Annotated in this window: 14 protein-coding genes; 10 read left to right on the top strand and 4 right to left on the bottom strand. The window is 51.8% G+C overall.

Annotated features, from left to right (window positions below; translation table 11 throughout):
• Window positions 1–26 precede the first annotated feature (26 nt).
• The 6 genes from E6C60_RS14920 to E6C60_RS14895 all read left to right on the top strand — a co-directional run bounded on the left by E6C60_RS14920 (window position 27) and on the right by E6C60_RS14895 (window position 6511).
• Window positions 27–644: a helix-turn-helix transcriptional regulator gene (locus tag E6C60_RS14920; protein ID WP_138226568.1), complete on the top strand. Its 618-nt coding sequence runs from the start codon at window positions 27–29 to the stop codon at window positions 642–644.
• 13 nt (window positions 645–657) lie between these two features.
• Window positions 658–1488, top strand: coding sequence for a pyruvate, water dikinase regulatory protein (locus E6C60_RS14915; RefSeq protein WP_138226567.1), 831 nt, complete (start codon window positions 658–660; stop codon window positions 1486–1488).
• Between the two features lie 24 nt (window positions 1489–1512).
• Window positions 1513–2490, top strand: coding sequence for a class II fructose-bisphosphatase (gene glpX, locus E6C60_RS14910; RefSeq protein ID WP_138226566.1), 978 nt, complete (start codon window positions 1513–1515; stop codon window positions 2488–2490).
• Window positions 2491–2776: 286 nt separating this feature from the next.
• On the top strand, window positions 2777–3451 hold the full coding sequence (locus E6C60_RS14905; RefSeq protein ID WP_138226565.1) for a Na-translocating system protein MpsC family protein: 675 nt from the start codon (window positions 2777–2779) through the stop codon (window positions 3449–3451).
• A 137-nt stretch (window positions 3452–3588) separates the two neighbouring features.
• Window positions 3589–3978, top strand: coding sequence for a response regulator (locus E6C60_RS14900; protein ID WP_138226564.1), 390 nt, complete (start codon window positions 3589–3591; stop codon window positions 3976–3978).
• Window positions 3979–4231: 253 nt separating this feature from the next.
• Window positions 4232–6511, top strand: coding sequence for a PAS domain S-box protein (locus tag E6C60_RS14895; protein WP_138226563.1), 2280 nt, complete (start codon window positions 4232–4234; stop codon window positions 6509–6511).
• A 56-nt stretch (window positions 6512–6567) separates the two neighbouring features.
• Here E6C60_RS14895 and E6C60_RS14890 read toward each other — a convergent pair whose 3' ends face one another.
• Entirely contained in the window at window positions 6568–7422 is an 855-nt protein-coding gene (locus E6C60_RS14890; protein WP_138226562.1) for a DegV family protein, read from the bottom strand.
• A gap of 168 nt (window positions 7423–7590) precedes the next feature.
• Window positions 7591–8508: a J domain-containing protein gene (locus tag E6C60_RS14885; RefSeq protein ID WP_138226561.1), complete on the bottom strand. Its 918-nt coding sequence runs from the start codon at window positions 8506–8508 to the stop codon at window positions 7591–7593.
• Window positions 8509–8714: 206 nt separating this feature from the next.
• Here E6C60_RS14885 and E6C60_RS14880 point away from each other — a divergent pair, with 206 nt between their 5' ends.
• Window positions 8715–9281, top strand: coding sequence for a YitT family protein (locus E6C60_RS14880; protein ID WP_233281024.1), 567 nt, complete (start codon window positions 8715–8717; stop codon window positions 9279–9281).
• 90 nt (window positions 9282–9371) lie between these two features.
• Here the strand turns inward: E6C60_RS14880 and E6C60_RS14875 are convergent, their stop codons facing one another.
• Window positions 9372–10037, bottom strand: coding sequence for a bifunctional 2-keto-4-hydroxyglutarate aldolase/2-keto-3-deoxy-6-phosphogluconate aldolase (locus E6C60_RS14875; RefSeq protein ID WP_138226559.1), 666 nt, complete (start codon window positions 10035–10037; stop codon window positions 9372–9374).
• A gap of 80 nt (window positions 10038–10117) precedes the next feature.
• Window positions 10118–11080: a sugar kinase gene (locus E6C60_RS14870; RefSeq protein WP_138226558.1), complete on the bottom strand. Its 963-nt coding sequence runs from the start codon at window positions 11078–11080 to the stop codon at window positions 10118–10120.
• Window positions 11081–11282: 202 nt separating this feature from the next.
• Here E6C60_RS14870 and E6C60_RS14865 point away from each other — a divergent pair, with 202 nt between their 5' ends.
• The 3 genes from E6C60_RS14865 (at window position 11283) to E6C60_RS14855 (ending at window position 16637) form a co-directional block, all read left to right on the top strand.
• Window positions 11283–12155 carry a DUF421 domain-containing protein gene (locus E6C60_RS14865; protein ID WP_138226557.1) on the top strand — a complete coding sequence of 291 codons (873 nt, stop codon included), beginning with the start codon at window positions 11283–11285 and terminating at the stop codon, window positions 12153–12155.
• A gap of 121 nt (window positions 12156–12276) precedes the next feature.
• The gene (locus tag E6C60_RS14860) at window positions 12277–13419 is read left to right on the top strand and encodes a substrate-binding domain-containing protein (RefSeq protein ID WP_138226556.1); all 1143 of its coding nucleotides are present in this window, start codon (window positions 12277–12279) and stop codon (window positions 13417–13419) included.
• A 200-nt stretch (window positions 13420–13619) separates the two neighbouring features.
• Window positions 13620–16637, top strand: a complete 3018-nt coding sequence (locus E6C60_RS14855; protein ID WP_138226555.1) for an alpha-mannosidase — start codon at window positions 13620–13622, stop codon at window positions 16635–16637.
• The last annotated feature ends 54 nt before the right edge of the window (window positions 16638–16691 follow it).

The raw sequence follows: 16691 nt of genomic DNA, 5'->3' as shown, positions 1-16691 counted from the left end.
AGGACATCGAACTGACAGCGAGGCAAATGGAAATTGTGAATGTTGTGAAGAAGCATGCTCCCATTACAGGAGAGCAGATTGCAGAAATGCTCAATGTCAGCCGCGCGACGCTGCGAACGGATTTATCCAAGCTGGTTATTCTGGATTATATTGATGCGAAGCCGAAGGTCGGATATTTTCTCGGCAACCGGGGAGCAGCAGAGCGGGAGCAGAAGCTGAGCCTGCTGAAGATGAAGGTCGGAGACCTGCACAGTGTTCCCATTATTATTCGGGAGACGACAACGATACAGGAAGCGGTTGTGTCCCTGTTCCTTGAAAATGTAGGCAACCTGATCGTGACGGACGCGGAGGGCCATCTCGCCGGGATCGTCTCCCGGAAGGATCTGCTCAAGGTTACTCTGGGCAATCCATCCGCCTCGTCCATGCCGGTCAGTCTCATTATGACGCGCAGGGCAAATGTGACCACGGTTGAGCCGGAGGACACCGTACTGGATGCGGCCCGCAAGATTATTGCCCAGCAGATTGACAGCCTTCCCGTGGTTGTCAAATCCGAAAGTGACAATCCGGATGCCTGGAAAGTAGTGGGCCGGATCACCAAGACGAATATCATAAAAATGTTGCTCGACATGGTTTCAGAAGAGTAGTGGGAGGAATGGGATGTATCAGTCACCGGCTCATTTTATTGCAATATGCTCGGACTCCATCGGAGAGACGGCAGAAGCCGTCGTTCAGGCGGCGCTAAGGCAGTTTGAACTGAAGGGTGCCGAGATCAAGCGTTATATGAATGTACGTGAAGAAGATGAAATTGTTCAGCTGATGAATGAAGTTTCCGCCAGAAATGGCGTTGTAGCTTATACGCTCGTGCAGCCGGAGCTGCGCGAGGTCATTCGGGAGGAAGCGGTACGGCTGAATGTCAGAGCTGTCGATATTATGGGACCGATGGTTCAGGCCATTGCCGATACCTTCAATGATTACCCGAAACGGATGCCAGGATTGCTGCACCGGCTGGATGAAGGCTATTTCCGCCGGGTGGAAGCGATGGAATTTGCGGTTCAATATGATGACGGCAAGGATGTTGGGGCTATTTTGAAAGCAGATGTTATCTTGCTTGGCGTTTCCCGCATTTCCAAGACCCCCTTGTCCATGTTCTTGGCTCATAAAGGCTACAAGACCGTGAACTATCCCGTTGTACCAGAATTGTCCACCCCTTCACAGCTGAAGGAGGTTAGCCCGGGCAAGATCTTCGGACTGACGATGGATGCGCGGCATCTGCTCAAGATCCGCACCGAACGGCTCAAGGTCATGGGGCTGCCCAATGAGGTACAGTATACGGCGCTGGAGCGTATTGAGGAAGAGCTTCAATATGCGCATAATTTGTTTCAACAGCTGAATTGTCCGGTCATTGATGTTACTGATAAAGCTATTGAGGAAACCGCAGGACTCATTATTCAATCATTATCGCAAGAAGGCAGCATGCCGAGCATATAAACAATTCTCCGGGAGGGATTTACGATGGAAAGTCCATTGGCATTGGATCTGGTAAGAGTGGCAGAGGAGGCGGCGCTGGCTTCAGCCCGCTGGACAGGCAGAGGGGACAAGAACAGCGCGGATGGCGCTGCTACGGCAGCCATGAGAACCCACTTTGACAAAGTGGCGATGGATGGAACCGTGGTTATTGGTGAAGGAGAAATGGATGAAGCCCCGATGCTGTTCATCGGAGAACGCATCGGGAGCGGGAAAGGGCCGCAGATGGACATTGCGGTCGATCCTTTGGAAGGCACCGAGACGGTGGCCAACGGCCTCAATAATGCGATATCGGTGATTGCCGCCGCGCCGAAAGGCAGCCTGCTTCATGCACCGGATATCTACATGCATAAGCTGGCGGTAGGACCTGCGCTGGCGGGTAAGCTCAGCCTGGAGGACCCGATCGAGGTGACACTGGCCAAGGCATCCCAGATCTTGAACAGATCTCTTGCAGACATTACCGTGTCCATCCTGGACCGGGAACGCCATCAGGAGATGATTGCTGCGCTGCGTCAATCGGGTGTGAGAATCAAGCTTTTGAGTCATGGAGATGTCATGGGAGCTATCGAAACCTGCACAGACAGCGGAGTAGATCTATATGTGGGATCTGGCGGAGCTCCGGAAGGGGTACTCGCAGCGGCAGCGTTAAGCTGTCTGGGAGGAGAGATTCAAGGGAAGTTAATTCCTGAAACAACGGAAGATCACATCCGCTGCCGGAGTATGGGGCTTCAAGATCCGAGACAGCTGCTTGGCATGGAGGATATGGTTGGCGGAAGCGGGGTACTGTTTACGGCAACCGGCGTGACCTCCGGAGACTTCTTGCCTGGTGTCAAGTTTCTGCCGGGCGGACGCGCGGAAACGCATTCTGTGATGATGTACTCTCGTACCCGGACCGTTCGCTACATCCGAAGCGTGCACACGCTGGAGTCATTGAACAGCCCGCTCTATGCTGCCGTTTCGTTCTAGCATCGTTAAGAAGGCTGCTGTCTGCGGATCATTCTGCAGGGAGCAGCCTTTTTGTGATGAGGTTTTGGCCAAAGATTGAAATTCACATCCACAACCTAAAAAAAGCCCGTAGCATGTGAGAATTCGTATCTCAAAGCAAGGGTTATCCAGATCTGGAAGATTTCATTTTGAAGGAATCCAAAATATTTGGCATTATACCAAATCATTTGGTTGTATTATAGTTTAAAAGCGTTACAATAGATAAGAGAAGCTGTTTATATGTATTCTGTTTGGTAGGAGTGAAATTTTGGTTACCCAGTCCCTAATAAACCAGATTGCCAGCTACACGGGGAAGCTGCTCAGAGACCGCTTTGGTAAAGGTCCTGAATCTGTGCATGTTTCCATCGGAGATGGCTGCATATCGCTGCACATCCGCAATTTTATCGGTCCCGTGGAGAAGTTCCTGCTCAGTAAGGAGGAAGAACAGGCATTTCGCTACACGCGAGAGCTCTTAATGAAATCTCTTCTACCTGAATTAACGCAATATCTGAAGAATGAAACAGGTATTGATGTAAAAGAGATGTATTATGACTGGGGCCTTCAAAATGCAACCGGAATTATTGTGGGTTTGTTTGAAAGCTCATCTCTAACCGAGTACACCTATGACGAGCAAGCCGAGGTTCACGAGCAAGTCGCAATCCTGACAGCAAGGGTGCAGAAGCTGCCGGAACGAATCCGTTCCTGGTGGGTTAATCCCAAGACATTGATTATCGTCCGTGAAGGCATTCTGATTCTGCTGGAGAAGGAGCTGCTGGAGCTCGGGTACGGGAACGTCCTGAGAACGACCAAGCGCAAGCTGGAGAAGAGAATGTTCGGTCAGGATATTCAGGTGAGCGAAATACTCGGGAAAGAACTATCGGATGTTTATGTGGATTGGGATTTTGACAAGGATAAAGGTATTGCGGCTTACGTTTTTAACTAACCTATTTAGATAACATAGAAAAATATTTGGTGGTAATGAATCGGACATGTACCGTACCATGAGCCGGACACAAGCCAAAAAAGGGCCAGACTGTGGTTTCTTTTTGGTTTTTTTGTGTTTAGGAGGAGGGTGAAGATTTGACACGAAGCGTGCTGTGTGTGGAGGATAACCGGCTGAACATGCAAGTGATGCGCCATGTTATCAAGAGGCTGCACGGGGTCATACTTCGAGAAGCAGTAACGGCGGAGCAGGGCATCGAGATCGCTCAGTCAGAGAGGATCGATTTGATTATCATGGATATCCAGCTGCCGGGAATGGACGGGTTTGAAGCGCTGGAGCGCCTGAAGGAGCATGAGAAGACCCGGGACATTCCGGTCATTGCCTTAAGCTCGTTTGCGGAGGCAAGAGACATTGAACGAGGGCTTGAAGCCGGCTTTGTGGAGTATGTAACCAAGCCGATTCGCGCAGTCCAGTTTATGAAGCTTCTGGAAGAGCTGCTGGGCGTGAAGGAAGCCGGGCTGAGCTAACCTGTGAATGAATTGATTCTGCATAATATATAGATATAAATATGGCGATATCGGGAAGAATGCTCCTGGTGTCGCCTTTATTTATGCCAGGATTTCTTCATGCTTAAGGACTCTGGTGTCTTTAAATCAGGGTTAAATCAGCATGTCACACAAATTTGAGGTTTTATTACGCATTTATGCCGTATTTAGATATCATCTGTCAAGAAATGTGGTATATTCTCTGTGGTACTACTTCTGAGAGGATGAGGCTGCTTTGATTCAAAATAATCAAGTACTGGAGCAATTGATTTCTGAGGGCAGTGCTTACCGTTCACTATATATGAATCATCCCGATGCGATCTATATTATGGATACGAAGGGCGCTTATCTGGATGCGAATCCGTCCACGGAGAAGCTCACGGGATATTCAAGAGAAGAGTTTCTTCAATCATCTCCGAAGGACTTTCTCGCCGAGACGGCCCAGGATCACCGATCCAGCAAGATGAGGGAAGCATTGAAGGGGTCTCCACAAGATTATGAGACCGTGTTTACACATAGAGACGGCAGCATCCGCGAGGTGCATGTCACTTATGTACCGATTATCGTTCAGCAGGAAACGATCGGCGTTTACGGCATTGCCCGGGATGTGACCGAGGAGAAGCGAGCGCAGCTCCGACTGTGGGAAAGCGAGAACAAATTTAAGATTATTGCGGAGCACTCCATGGATTTTATATCCCTGCATGAACCGAGCGCGGAGGCGAGATATACATATGCTTCACCCGCTTCGCTTAAGCTGCTTGGATATGAGCCGGAGGAGCTGATCGGGACGAGTGCGTATGATTACCAGCATCCGGATGACCGGATTCTGGTCGTACAATATTTGAAAAAGATTTTGGACCGGGATGGCATGTATACGGTTTCTTATCGCCTGAAGCATAAAGAGGGACATTATGTATGGATGGAGAGCACAGGACGCTTTATCTATGATCAGACCGGTCAAGTGAAGCAGATTGTGGCTGTGACCAGAGATATTACAGAGCAGCGGGAGGCCCGGTTAAAGCTGGAGGAAAGTGAGCAGCGATATAAATCCTTAGTAGAGTTTAATCCCTCCAGCGTATATTCTTTTGATTTGGATGGAAATTATCAGTCCGCGAACAAGCAGCTGGAGGCTTTAACAGGCTATACTCATGCGGAGCTGGTATCTATGAGCTTTCACAAGCAGATTAAGGAAAGCGACCTGCCGCACACGCTCAAACATTTTAATCTGGCGAGAGATGGACATCCCCAATACTATGAATGCACCATTATTCGTAAAGATGGAGAAGAGCGCCGAATCCATGTCACAAATGTTCCGATTATTATCAACGGCAATATTGTCGGGGTCTACGGAATTGCGATGGATATTACAGAGCGGATTCACTATTTAAGGCAGCTGGAAGAGCTGAGCAGCCGTCACAGTCTTATTTTGAATTCGGTGATGGAAGGAATTTACGGTCTCGACAAGGAGGGTCAAGCGATCTTTGTCAATCCTGCCGGTTCCCGGATGCTCGGTTTTACGCCGGAGGAGTTCATGGGATCAGCTCAGCACGATGTGATCCATCATACCCGCGCCGACGGACTTCATCATGACATTGAGGATTGTCCAATTCATCAGACATTGAGAGACGGGCTGCCGCGCCTCATTCATGAGGATGTATTCTGGCGCAAGGACGGCTCGAGCTTCCTCGTCAGCTATCATACCAATCCGATTTATGATCAGGGTGAGTTGAAGGGTGCGGTAGTCGTGTTCAACGACATTACCACAGAGCGGGAAATTCTGAAGGCGAAGGAATCGGCGGAACAGACGGCACGGGCCAAATCGGAGTTTATGGCGGTGATGAGCCATGAAATCCGCACCCCGATGAACGGAATGATCGGCATGGCAGATCTGTTAATGGACAGCGGCTTGACAGAGGAGCAGCAGCAGTATGCAGAGGTGCTGAAGAGCAGCTCGGAATCGCTGCTGAGCATTTTGAATGATATTTTGGACTTCAGCAAGATTGAGGCTGGCAAAATGCAGCTGGCCCCATCCGTATTCGAATTGAGTCCACTCGTTCACGACGTCGTCAGTCTGTTTCAAAGTCAGGCAAGCGACAAGGGATTGGCGCTGGATATGGCAATGAAAGAGAATGTTCCTCAGATCATTCATGCAGATGCTCAGCGGGTGAAGCAAATCCTCGTCAATCTGGTCGGGAATGCGGTGAAGTTTACAGAACAAGGAAGAATCAGTATTCACGTCGAGACGGTTTCCCGCCGAACAGATGGAATGGCGGTCCTGAAGTTTATGGTGTCAGATACCGGGGTGGGCGTGCCGGAAGGCAAGCTGGATGAGCTCTTTAAATCCTTCTCCCAGCTGCATCCGGTCATGAACCGTAAATATGGAGGCACCGGTCTGGGCCTGGCCATCTGCAAGCAGTTGGTGGAATTGATGGGCGGATCTATCTTTGTGGACAGTAAGGAAGGGGAGGGCAGCACCTTTGAGTTTCTGCTGCCGGTTGAAACTGTAGAAGCATAAAGAAGAGAGCAGCCTGTGAAGATCATCTTCACAGGCTGCTCTTATTATATCAGGCTCTAGATTTTCTTAGTATACATCAATCCGACGGTCTGCGGTCCACAGTGGCTGCTGATGACACAGCCTGCGGTGGATAAGGCTACCTGGCGCGCGCCTGTCTTCTCTTGGAGAGCCTGCTGGAGGTATTTAGCCTCAGACTCTGCCATTGTATGTACGACAATGATCAAATCATTATCCATGTCCCCGGCTTTAGCCAAGGCATTCGTGAGCATCTGCTCCAGCGCCTTCTCCTTCTTGCCTCTCACCTTATAGGCTGGTGTCATGACGCCGTCATCGACCTTGATCACCGGCCTGATCTTGAGCAGGCTTCCAATGAGGTTCTGCATGCCGGAGCAGCGTCCGCCCTTATACAAGTACTCCAGAGTATCGATCACAAACTCACTTTCGACCTGGTTGATGGTGCTTGTCAGCATGTCCACAATCTGCGGCATGTCGGAACCATTCTTCACAGCCTGTACAGCTTTCATCACCAGCAGCCCGATGCCGCAGGAAAGGTTGCGGGAGTCAATGACGGTGACCTGACCGGCTGGAAGCTCTTCAGCCGCTACCAATGCATTCTGGTAGGTGGAGGACAGCTCCGAGGAAAGGCTGATATACAGAATCTGATCTCCTTGCTCAATATAAGGAGTGAACGCAGCCATAAAATCTGAAGGAGACGGGGCTGCGGTCTTCGGGAGTGCACCGGTCTGATCCACCTTGGCATACAGCTCAATCGGAGTGATGTCAATACCATCGCGCAAGGAATCCTCTCCGAAAACTACATATAAAGGTACAATTCCAATCTGATGCTCACTAATCCATTCCGGCGGCAGATCACAGGTGCTGTCGGCGAATATTTTAATTTGTCCAGACATTAATAATCTCCTCTTTTTAGCACTCTTAGCACTCTCAAATTCATTCTTTATATTATAGCATTATAGCAAGATCACGCTGTCATGCCTAGATAAAAACAGAGGCTATCCTAAAAGAGTAAACAAGAATCTACTACTATTGGGACAGCCCCCGGGAGGGCGAGCAGTCGTTTATTGACTTGGCACAGCTTCCAGGTAGGCCTGGATAAAGGCGAAGGCCTTTTGTTCATTCTCTGCGACAGGGCTGATGCCGGCATACATTTCATTCTTGGCTACGGGCAGCCCCTCTACCAGCGAGCTGTCTGTAATGTTGACCGCATACACCCTTTCCGCAGGATCTTCATCCAGCTGGCCTTTAATGTGCAGTCCGGGATCAGCGATGTCCTTCCAGTCCTGATTGATCTTCTCATCCAGCGGCTGGAAGATTCCCTGGTTGCCAACCCACTCATAGGAATTCTGGTCTACGATGTACAGGTCCGGGCGCTCGGAGCTAATCATGAGCAGCGCTTTCTGCAGCAGCGCGGCGTCGGAGGGGTTAGAGGAATTCAGTGGCGGAACGTAGGTCATATTGACCTCCACCCGCTTCCATTCCGGGAACTGCTCCAGTATGGCCTGCTCCAGCGGCTCGGTCTCTGTGCCGCCGTCCGGCATCATATACGTGCCGAGCAGCATGATGGAAAGATCGACCGGAGGCAGCTGGGCGAGACGCTCCTGCTCCGCGCGGTAGTTCACAATGCTGATTACAATGTAAATGGCAAGCCCGAGCAAAGCTAAGGCGCCCAGCACATGATAGCGGTAGTAACGGAAAAAGTGCTCGGTTTTCTCAGCCGGTCCGGCGAGACCTCTGAACTTGCCGTATTTCTGGCGGCTGATTTCTTCCAGTGATTTACGATCGTCTTCCTCGGTAATATATCGGTAGGCCCGGGTCGCTTCCGAGAACCTGGCTTCTACCGCCTCGGCTTTCTCCGGGCTTCTGCGCTGCTCGGAACGGGCCTGGCGCATGAGAAGGGTATAGCGCTCTTCGACTTCCTCCCGGCTAGCGGTTTCCGGAAGCCCAAGCTTCTCATAGGCTTCTTTCATCTGATCCATAACAGGTCACCTCTTCTGTACTGTGAACGTTTTCTTCTATTAGTATAAGTTTAAAACCGGTGGAGCACAAACGGAGAATGGCATCTAGCAGGGCTATATAAAAATCAGTCCACGATCAATATTTGCCAAAAGACAAGCATATACATAGGTATTCCTGAAATGAAAGGCTGTGCAAGATGCAAATGTCTTGGGTCAAATATTGCATAATGGTATTGGGCAGCCTGTTCATCGCCATGGGAACCAATGCTTTTCTCGTGCCCAGCCATGTGCTGGATGGCGGCGTGATCGGCATTGCGCTGATCGTTAACTATTTGAGCGGCTTGCCAATCGGCTTTGTCATTATTGTGTGCAGTGTGCCGATGTTTCTCGCGGCCTGGCTTTTGAATCGGGATATTTTCTATAACAGCCTGACAGGGATGCTCATCTCTTCGCTCATGATTGATCTGCTGGCTCCGCTGCAGGCTTGGGCACCCTCCTATATTGGCGGCAGCATTGCTTTCAATGCGGCGGCGGGGGGAGCCTTCATCGGTGCCGGACTCGGCCTGATGCTTCGATTTGAGACAAGCACGGGCGGGACAGACCTGCTGGCACACTTTCTGACGCGATATGTGCCGCTGAATGTCGGGATCATTATTCTGATTATGGATCTGGCTATAATAGGTGCCGGCGGGGTGCTGTTAAGCGGCGGTACCTTTGTCCAGTCGCTGGTTACGATTGTGGCGGGTGCACTGGCTACGGGTCTGTGTACGCTTCGTAAGCAGGTCTATAAATAAAGAAGCAGCGATCCGGCCCGATGAGCCGGAAATCGCCGCTTCTTCTAAAACAGAAAGCTATACGTATATGAAGCCGGAACGCCGTGCAGCTTACGCTTGCTTGGTTTTTTGGAAAGCTTCAATATAGGCTCTCGCTTTGTCCGAGATCAAGGAGAAGTCACCCGTTTTGACGGCATCCTTCGTTAAATCGGAGCCGATGCCTACCGCAAACGCCCCGGCCTTGAACCATTCTCCCAGATTGTCCAGGTTGACGCCGCCGGTTGGCATGATGTTGGCCTGTGGCAGTGGACCCCGCAGGGATGGGATGACCGAAGGAGAGTAGAGGTTGCCCGGGAACAGCTTCAATACGTCAACGCCAAGCTCCAGAGCCACAGTAATATCCGATACAGTTACGGCACCCGGCATCACCGGCACCCGGTAGCGGTTGCACAGCAGAATCGTCTCGCGGTGAACGCCTGGAGCCACGACGAACTCCGAGCCAGCCAGAATGGCTGCACGCGCGGTTTCAGGATCCAGGACGGTGCCGGCACCGATGATTGCGTAATTGTCTGCCGCAGGGTCAGCAGAGGAATAGGTCTTCGCCAGCTCGGTTATGGCTTCCAGAGCGAAAGGCACCGTCAATGTAATCTCGATCACCTTGATGCCGCCTTCAATGGCATGCTTGGCCATAGAAACGACTTCTTCCGGTGAATCGGCACGAAGAACGGCGACCACGCCGGCTTCGTGAATTTGCTGAATCAATTTTAGCTTTTTCATTAAGAGATACACTCCATTCTTCAATTTAGGTCATTCTTCAATTTAAGTAAGCGGATGCAATGAAATGGGTTCCATGCGTTCTATCGCTCGATGTGAGCGGTAATGCCCTGTTCCTGCTCCACTTCTTCCCAGGTCGGAAGCGCTTCCCAGTCACCCACAGCTTCTACAACCATAGAGCCTGTCAGGGCAGCCAGCTGAAGTGCTTCTTCAGGGGATTGTCCTTTCGAGATGCCTGCGAGGAAGCCGGCACAGAAGCCGTCTCCGGCGCCTACGGTATCTACCACGTGCTTAACCTTGCGGAAAGGAACTGTATTAAGGCGGTCTGGCTCGACGATCACATTACTGTCGTTATAGCTCTTCACGACCGTTACGGCGTTCAGCTTGCGCAGCTGTTCGAAGATTTCCTGCTCGCTATCCGTCTGATACAAAAGCTTGCACTCATCGTAGCCGGGCAGGAAGTAGTCGCAGTGATTCGCCAGCTCCAGCAGCACGGGTCTTGCCTGCTGAATGCTCCACAGCTTGAGGCGCAGGTTCGGATCGAAGCTGATCTTCGTGCCGTGCTCCTTGCAGAGTGCGATGACGCGGCGGACTGTGTCCAGGCAGCTCTGGCTCAGTGCGGGCGTAATGCCGGTAATATGGACGATACGGCTGTCGGCAATATAAGCGGGGTCCACAAGCTCCGGTGTCATTCTGCTTGCGGCAGAGCCGGCGCGGTAATAATAAACCGAAGACTTGCCCCGGACTTGCTCCCGCAGCATTAGGCCGGTCGGTGCATCTGTCGTATAGTGGACCCTGGAGACGTCAACGCCTTCTCCGCGAAGCGTTTTCACAATACCTTTACCTAAAGGATCGCGGCCCAGCTGGCTGAACCAGCCTACCTGACAGCCCAGTCTTGCGAGGCCAATTGCAAGATTGCTTTCGGCTCCTCCGAAGGACTGGCTCATAGTGCCGCCTTGGCCGATTCCCCGAGGTCCTTCTGGATAAAGCATCCCCATCGACTCACCGAACGTGATGACATCGAAGCGGCGTTCATTAAATGTCATGAATGCAAGCTCCTCTCCAATATGTATTTTTTCTTTTAACTTTACCTGTCTGAGGCCAATAACTCAATAAAAAAACGCTTTCTCCATAAGAAAAAGTTATAAATATTATTTTTTGGTGAAGCTTTTTCGCCGGGCAGAATAGATGCAGACTGTTTTCCTTATACTACAGGTTATGACTGACATGGAAAGGAGCTTCTTTGGCATGCCGATGTGGCTGGAAGTATCTGTACGCACATTAAGCTCGCTGGTGATTTTATTTCTGCTTACCAAGCTGCTGGGCAAGCGGCAGGCATCGCAGCTGTCTTTTTTTGAATATATTACAGGCATTACGATTGGCAGCTTGGCGGCCTACATTTCGCTCGACCTTGAAGGAAACTGGTATCTGGGTATTGTGGCCCTGGTGGTATGGGTTATTCTCTCTTTAGGCATCGAAATGCTTCAGATCAAGAGCAAGCGAATCCGGGATTTTATTGATTTTAAAGCGCGTGTGCTCGTTCGAAACGGAAAAATTCAGGAGGCTGCACTCAAGAAAGAAAAAATGAGCTCGGATGAGCTGATGGAGCAGCTCCGGAATAAAAGTGTGTTCGACCTGGCAGACGTTGAATTCGCGATTATGGAATCCAGCGGTGAAGTGAATGTGATGCTCGCTCCGGACAAGCAGCCTCTGACACCCGGCGACCTCCATTTACGCACAAGTCAGCTGAAGGAGCCCCAGATTGTGATTATGGACGGGAAGCTGATGACGGAGCCGCTGCAGGCAGCGGGCCGCAGCGAGCAGTGGCTTCAGTCTCAGCTGGAGCCTGCCCAATTGAAATATAAGGACGTATATCTGGGGCAGATCGGAAGTAATGGGTGTTTGCATCTGGATCTATACAATGACGCTCGGCCCTTGCCGGCGCCAAGCCGATCCCGGACGCTGTATGCAGCGCTGAAGCAATGCGAGGCTGATCTGGAATTGATGAGTCTTTCCGCTGAGTCTGAGCACGAGAAGAACCAGTTTCATGACCTGACCGGACGCTTGAATCAGCTGCTTACTGAGGCGAGGCCGTTGCTAAAATCCAGAAAGCAGGGATAGATCGGCATTGGACTGGCTTGACGATCCGGCAGGTGAAGAAAATCAGGGGACAGGTCTCTTTTTCGTGTGGTATAGTAAATATCAGTGATATACGTGATATACGAAAAAAGGCAGGATAACCATGAACAAAAAAACAGGAAAGTTATTTGAGCAGGTGAAGGAGCAGGTCATTGGCATCATTCTGGAGCAGGGCTTAAAGCCACATGATCTCATTCCGTCCGAGGGTGAGCTTGCGGCAAAATTCGGGGTCAGCCGTATGACCGGTAAGCTGGCTTTGCAGGCGCTGCAGGACGAGGGGCTGGTCTACCGTATGCCAAGGCGGGGGACCTTCCTCGCGGATGTAGACCGGTCTCAGCTGGAGCAGGCAGCAGGGAGCACAGAGGGGGCTTATAATCAGGAGGAGCTCGCGGCAGGAAGGCAGATCGCGCTGATCGTTCCAGGCATGGATGATTATATTGGCAGGCTCGTGGTGTCTATTGACCGCGCAGCTCACCGGCAAGGGATTGCTATCGTGCTTCGTATCGCAGGTACGGAGGAAGAGGAGATGGCAGCCGTAAAGGCATTTGCCGCCCGGAAGGACATCATGGGCATTCTGCTCTTTCCGGTGGACCGGAAAATCTGCGGTGACCATCTGCTTCGGCTGAAGCTGCAAAGATATCCCGTCGTCATCATGGATCGTCAATTTAATGAAGTTGATTTTGATAGTGTGAGCCATGACCATTACCAGGGCTCTTATGATATGACAGCGCATCTGCTCTCTCTCGGTCACCGGGAAATCGGATTTATCGCGGGTCAACTGCATCAGGTGCGGAGTCGGGAAGAGCGGTATCAGGGCTATCTGGATGCACTCCTGGCCGGCAAGGTCGACATTCAGCAGGAGCGGATCTTGATCCGGGAGGAGCCTGGCATCCTTTATGAGGGGGATCTGGAGCGGGTGAAGCTCATTGGCGATTTTCTAAAAAGGGCGAGCGGCCTCACCGCACTGGTATGCTGTGATGATTACCTGGCCATGTCTGCGATGAATGCGGCGCTCCGGCTCGGTTATCGGGTTCCGGAGGACCTGTCGGTCACCGGCTTCTCCGACCACAGCATGCTGGAGTATGCGCCGGTGCCGATGACGACCGTGGCCCAGCCGCTGGATGACTTTGGTGCCGAAGCGCTGAAGCTGCTGCTCCATAGGCGGCAGGAGCCGGAAGCCAAAGCTCAGTCCATCCGGCTGCAGACGAATCTGGTGCTCAGAGACTCTGTAAGTCGACCTCATTAGAGCACATAGTGCAGTATTTCTTAAGGATTAGGCATTTATATCTTCTAGCCAGCGAACGGTGAAATGTTGCCGGGCGTTGGCTTTTTTATTTTTATGATGATCTTTTATTTCAATATCACGTAATATCTGATATATTTATACCTGTGATATTAAACTGATATATAATCTGATTTTATTGATATAAAAAAGGAGATCTTAACATGCCATACGAACCGTTTAATCTGGATCGACTCCGGGAAATGAAGGATATGATTGAGCAGCACATTTATGTTGAAAGAGCGCCGTTGACCGTTAATGCTTGGGTGACGAAGGAGCCGGTTGCTTTTGAGGACCGTATGAGCGGTAAGCCGGTTCAGGATTTAAAGCCGGGCTCCAAGTGGGGAGAGCTGTGGGATTGTGCATGGTTTCATTTTGAGGGGACTGTTCCCGCCGAGTCTGCCGGTCAAAAGGTCGTTCTGCTGATTGACGTTAACGGTGAGCTGTGCCTGGTGGATGAGGAAGGAACGCCGAGACAGGGCCTGACCAATGTGAACTCTGAGTTTGAAACTGCGCTGGGCAAGCCCGGCAAACGCGTAGTGCTGATCGCAGAGCAGGCTCAAGGCGGTGAGGCTATTGATGTATGGGGCGACGCAGGCTGTAATGATTTGTTCGGGCGGTATCATAGCGGGACGCTGAAGGAAGCAGTTATTGCAACATGCCGGGAGCAGGTGCGCGGGCTGTATTATGACGTCGAGGTGCTGCTGGAGCTGGGCAGGCTGCTGCCGGAGGACTCCTCGCGCCGGGCTCAGATTTTGCAGGCGCTCTACGAGGCTTCACTGATCTTCTCCGAGCATTTCACCGATGAAGAGGTAGCCCGTGCCCGGGCCCTGCTGGCTCCGCAGCTGGCGAAGAAAGGCGGAGACCCGACGCTTACGGTCAGCGCGGTGGGCCATGCGCATATGGATTTGGCTTGGCTATGGCCCATCCGGGAGACGATCCGCAAGGGGGCAAGAACGTTTGCTACCGTGCTGAGAATGATGGAGCGCTATCCCGATTATGTATTTGGAGCGAGCCAGCCGCAGCTCTATCAATGGATTAAAGAGCATTATCCGAAGCTGTATGAAGAGATTAAAGAACGAATTCAGGAAGGCCGCTGGGAGCTTCAGGGTGCGATGTGGGTTGAGCCCGACTCTAATGTTTCAGGCGGAGAAGCCTTGATTCGTCAGATATTGTACGGACAGCGTTTCTACCAGGAAGAGTTCGGACAGACGGTTAAATCGCTGTGGGTGCCGGATATTTTCGGATATACGGCCAGCTTGCCGCAGCTGCTTAAGAAATCGGGCATTCAGTATATGGTTACGCAGAAGCTGTCCTGGAACCAATATAATGACTATCCGCATCATACCTTTTTCTGGGAGGGCATTGACGGCAGCAAGGTGCTGACGCATCTTCCTCCGGAGGATACTTACAACTCTCCGGCCGCGCCGCGTTCCTTGATCAAGATCGATAAAGAGTATCACGACAAAAATGTATCGGACCGGGCGCTCATGCTGTTTGGCATTGGAGACGGCGGCGGCGGACCGGGTGAAGAGCATCTGGAGCGCCTGGAGCGGGAGCGGAATCTGCTGGGGCTGCCTCCGGTTGTGCAGGAGCCGTCTGCAGTCTTTCTGGAGCGATTGAATGAGCAAAGAGATCGTTACAAGACCTGGCGCGGGGAGCTGTACCTGGAAAAGCATCAGGGAACGCTGACGACGCAGGGGAAGAACAAGCGGTATAACCGCTTGATGGAGAAGGCGCTACGGGAGCTGGAGTTCGCCGCCGTGCTTGCGAAGCAGCTATGCGGAATTCCTTATCCGCAGCAGGAGCTGGAGCAGATCTGGAAAGAAACCTTGCTATACCAGTTCCATGACATTCTTCCCGGCTCCTCGATCAAGAGAGTGTACGATGAGTCTGTCGCCAGATACGAAGTGCTGCTGGATCAGACCGAGTCGCTGATTGCAGAGCGCTACGAAGCCATTGCTGCACATGCTTCCGGCGGTGCTATGGGAAAAGTGGTGTTATTTAACTCCTTGCCATGGGAGCGGAAGGAATGGCTGAGCATTGGCGGGAAGTGGCAGCACGTTCAAGTGCCGCCGATGGGATACAGTGTGGTTGCCCCTTCAGAGGATGCGCCTCAAACGGCACTGTCCGCATCCACTCAGGCACTGGAGAATGAACTGCTGAAGGCAGAGTTCTCTGCTGACGGCACGATCGTCTCCATCCTTGACAAGCGCCATGGACGCGAGCTGCTTCGGGCCGGAGAGCCGGCTAACGTGCTGACGCTCTATGACGACCGGGGCGGAGATGCATGGGATTTCCGGGGCGACTATCGCAGCCGTCCGAGCAGCCAGCTGCGTGTCACCTCGGTTCAAGCTGGTGTAGACGGGGCTAAAGCTTATCTAGAGCAGACTTACGTATTCGGGAGCTCCCAGCTGATTCAGACGATTTCTCTGACGGCCGGAAGCGAGCGTCTGGATTTTGACACCAAGGTGCATTGGCAGGAGAATCAAAAAATGCTGCGCGCTGCTTTCCCGCTCGATGTACGCGCCGGAGAGGTGACCAGTGAGATTCAGTTCGGCTACTTGAAGCGTCCGCTGCATCGCAACACCTCCTGGGATTTTGCCCGGGATGAAATTTGTGCGCATCACTGGATCGATCTGTCGGAAAGTGGCTACGGTGTTTCTATACTCAATGACAGCAAATACGGCTACCGCGCCGATGAATACGGACTGGATATCAACCTGCTGCGGAGTCCAGGCTATCCGGATGAAACTGCGGACCGCGGGGAGCATGAATTCACATATGCGTTGTTCCCGCATGAAGGGGATGCTGCCGCTGCTGCCGTATATAAGGCGGGCTATGAGCTGAATGTTCCGCTCCGTGCCGTGTCTGCTGCAGCACAAATACAGCAAGTCCCGGAGGGTGCGCCGGCTTCCTTCTCTGTCTTTGAGGTCAATCACAGTCAGGTGATGATTGAGGCTGTAAAGCAGGCAGAGGACAGCGAAGCTGTCATAGTGAGACTGTACGAGACCTCGGGCAGCCGGGCGGTCGGCAAGCTGAAGCTCCACCTCCCAGCCGTCTCGGCGGCAGAAGTGAATCTTATGGAGCAGAAGCTGGCTGAGGCAGCCATAACAGAGGGTAGCGTGGACTTCACGATGAAGCCGTTTGAGATCAAAACGTATCAATTTGATTTGAAATAATGTCCACATTTTTACCCTTTTTCCTGCGAAGTCCGGTATGATAGACATATGAAT

Source organism: Paenibacillus algicola (assembly GCF_005577435.1).
Lineage (GTDB): Bacteria > Bacillota > Bacilli > Paenibacillales > Paenibacillaceae > Paenibacillus_AQ > Paenibacillus_AQ algicola.
The sequence above is the reverse complement of the archived record's forward strand: the minus strand, read 5'-3'. Positions and strand labels throughout refer to the sequence as shown.

Excerpts from the sequence above, each read along its gene's own strand:
- E6C60_RS14920 (WP_138226568.1), top strand. The coding sequence starts at position 27 with ATGGAAATTGTGAATGTTGTGAAGAAGCATGCTCCCATTACAGGAGAG.
- E6C60_RS14915 (WP_138226567.1), top strand. The coding sequence starts at position 658 with ATGTATCAGTCACCGGCTCATTTTATTGCAATATGCTCGGACTCCATC.
- glpX (WP_138226566.1), top strand. The coding sequence starts at position 1,513 with ATGGAAAGTCCATTGGCATTGGATCTGGTAAGAGTGGCAGAGGAGGCG.
- E6C60_RS14890 (WP_138226562.1), bottom strand. The coding sequence starts at position 7,422 with ATGTCTGGACAAATTAAAATATTCGCCGACAGCACCTGTGATCTGCCG.
- E6C60_RS14885 (WP_138226561.1), bottom strand. The coding sequence starts at position 8,508 with ATGGATCAGATGAAAGAAGCCTATGAGAAGCTTGGGCTTCCGGAAACC.
- E6C60_RS14880 (WP_233281024.1), top strand. The coding sequence starts at position 8,715 with ATGGTATTGGGCAGCCTGTTCATCGCCATGGGAACCAATGCTTTTCTC.
- E6C60_RS14875 (WP_138226559.1), bottom strand. The coding sequence starts at position 10,037 with ATGAAAAAGCTAAAATTGATTCAGCAAATTCACGAAGCCGGCGTGGTC.
- E6C60_RS14870 (WP_138226558.1), bottom strand. The coding sequence starts at position 11,080 with ATGACATTTAATGAACGCCGCTTCGATGTCATCACGTTCGGTGAGTCG.
- E6C60_RS14865 (WP_138226557.1), top strand. The coding sequence starts at position 11,283 with ATGCCGATGTGGCTGGAAGTATCTGTACGCACATTAAGCTCGCTGGTG.
- E6C60_RS14860 (WP_138226556.1), top strand. The coding sequence starts at position 12,277 with ATGAACAAAAAAACAGGAAAGTTATTTGAGCAGGTGAAGGAGCAGGTC.
- E6C60_RS14855 (WP_138226555.1), top strand. The coding sequence starts at position 13,620 with ATGCCATACGAACCGTTTAATCTGGATCGACTCCGGGAAATGAAGGAT.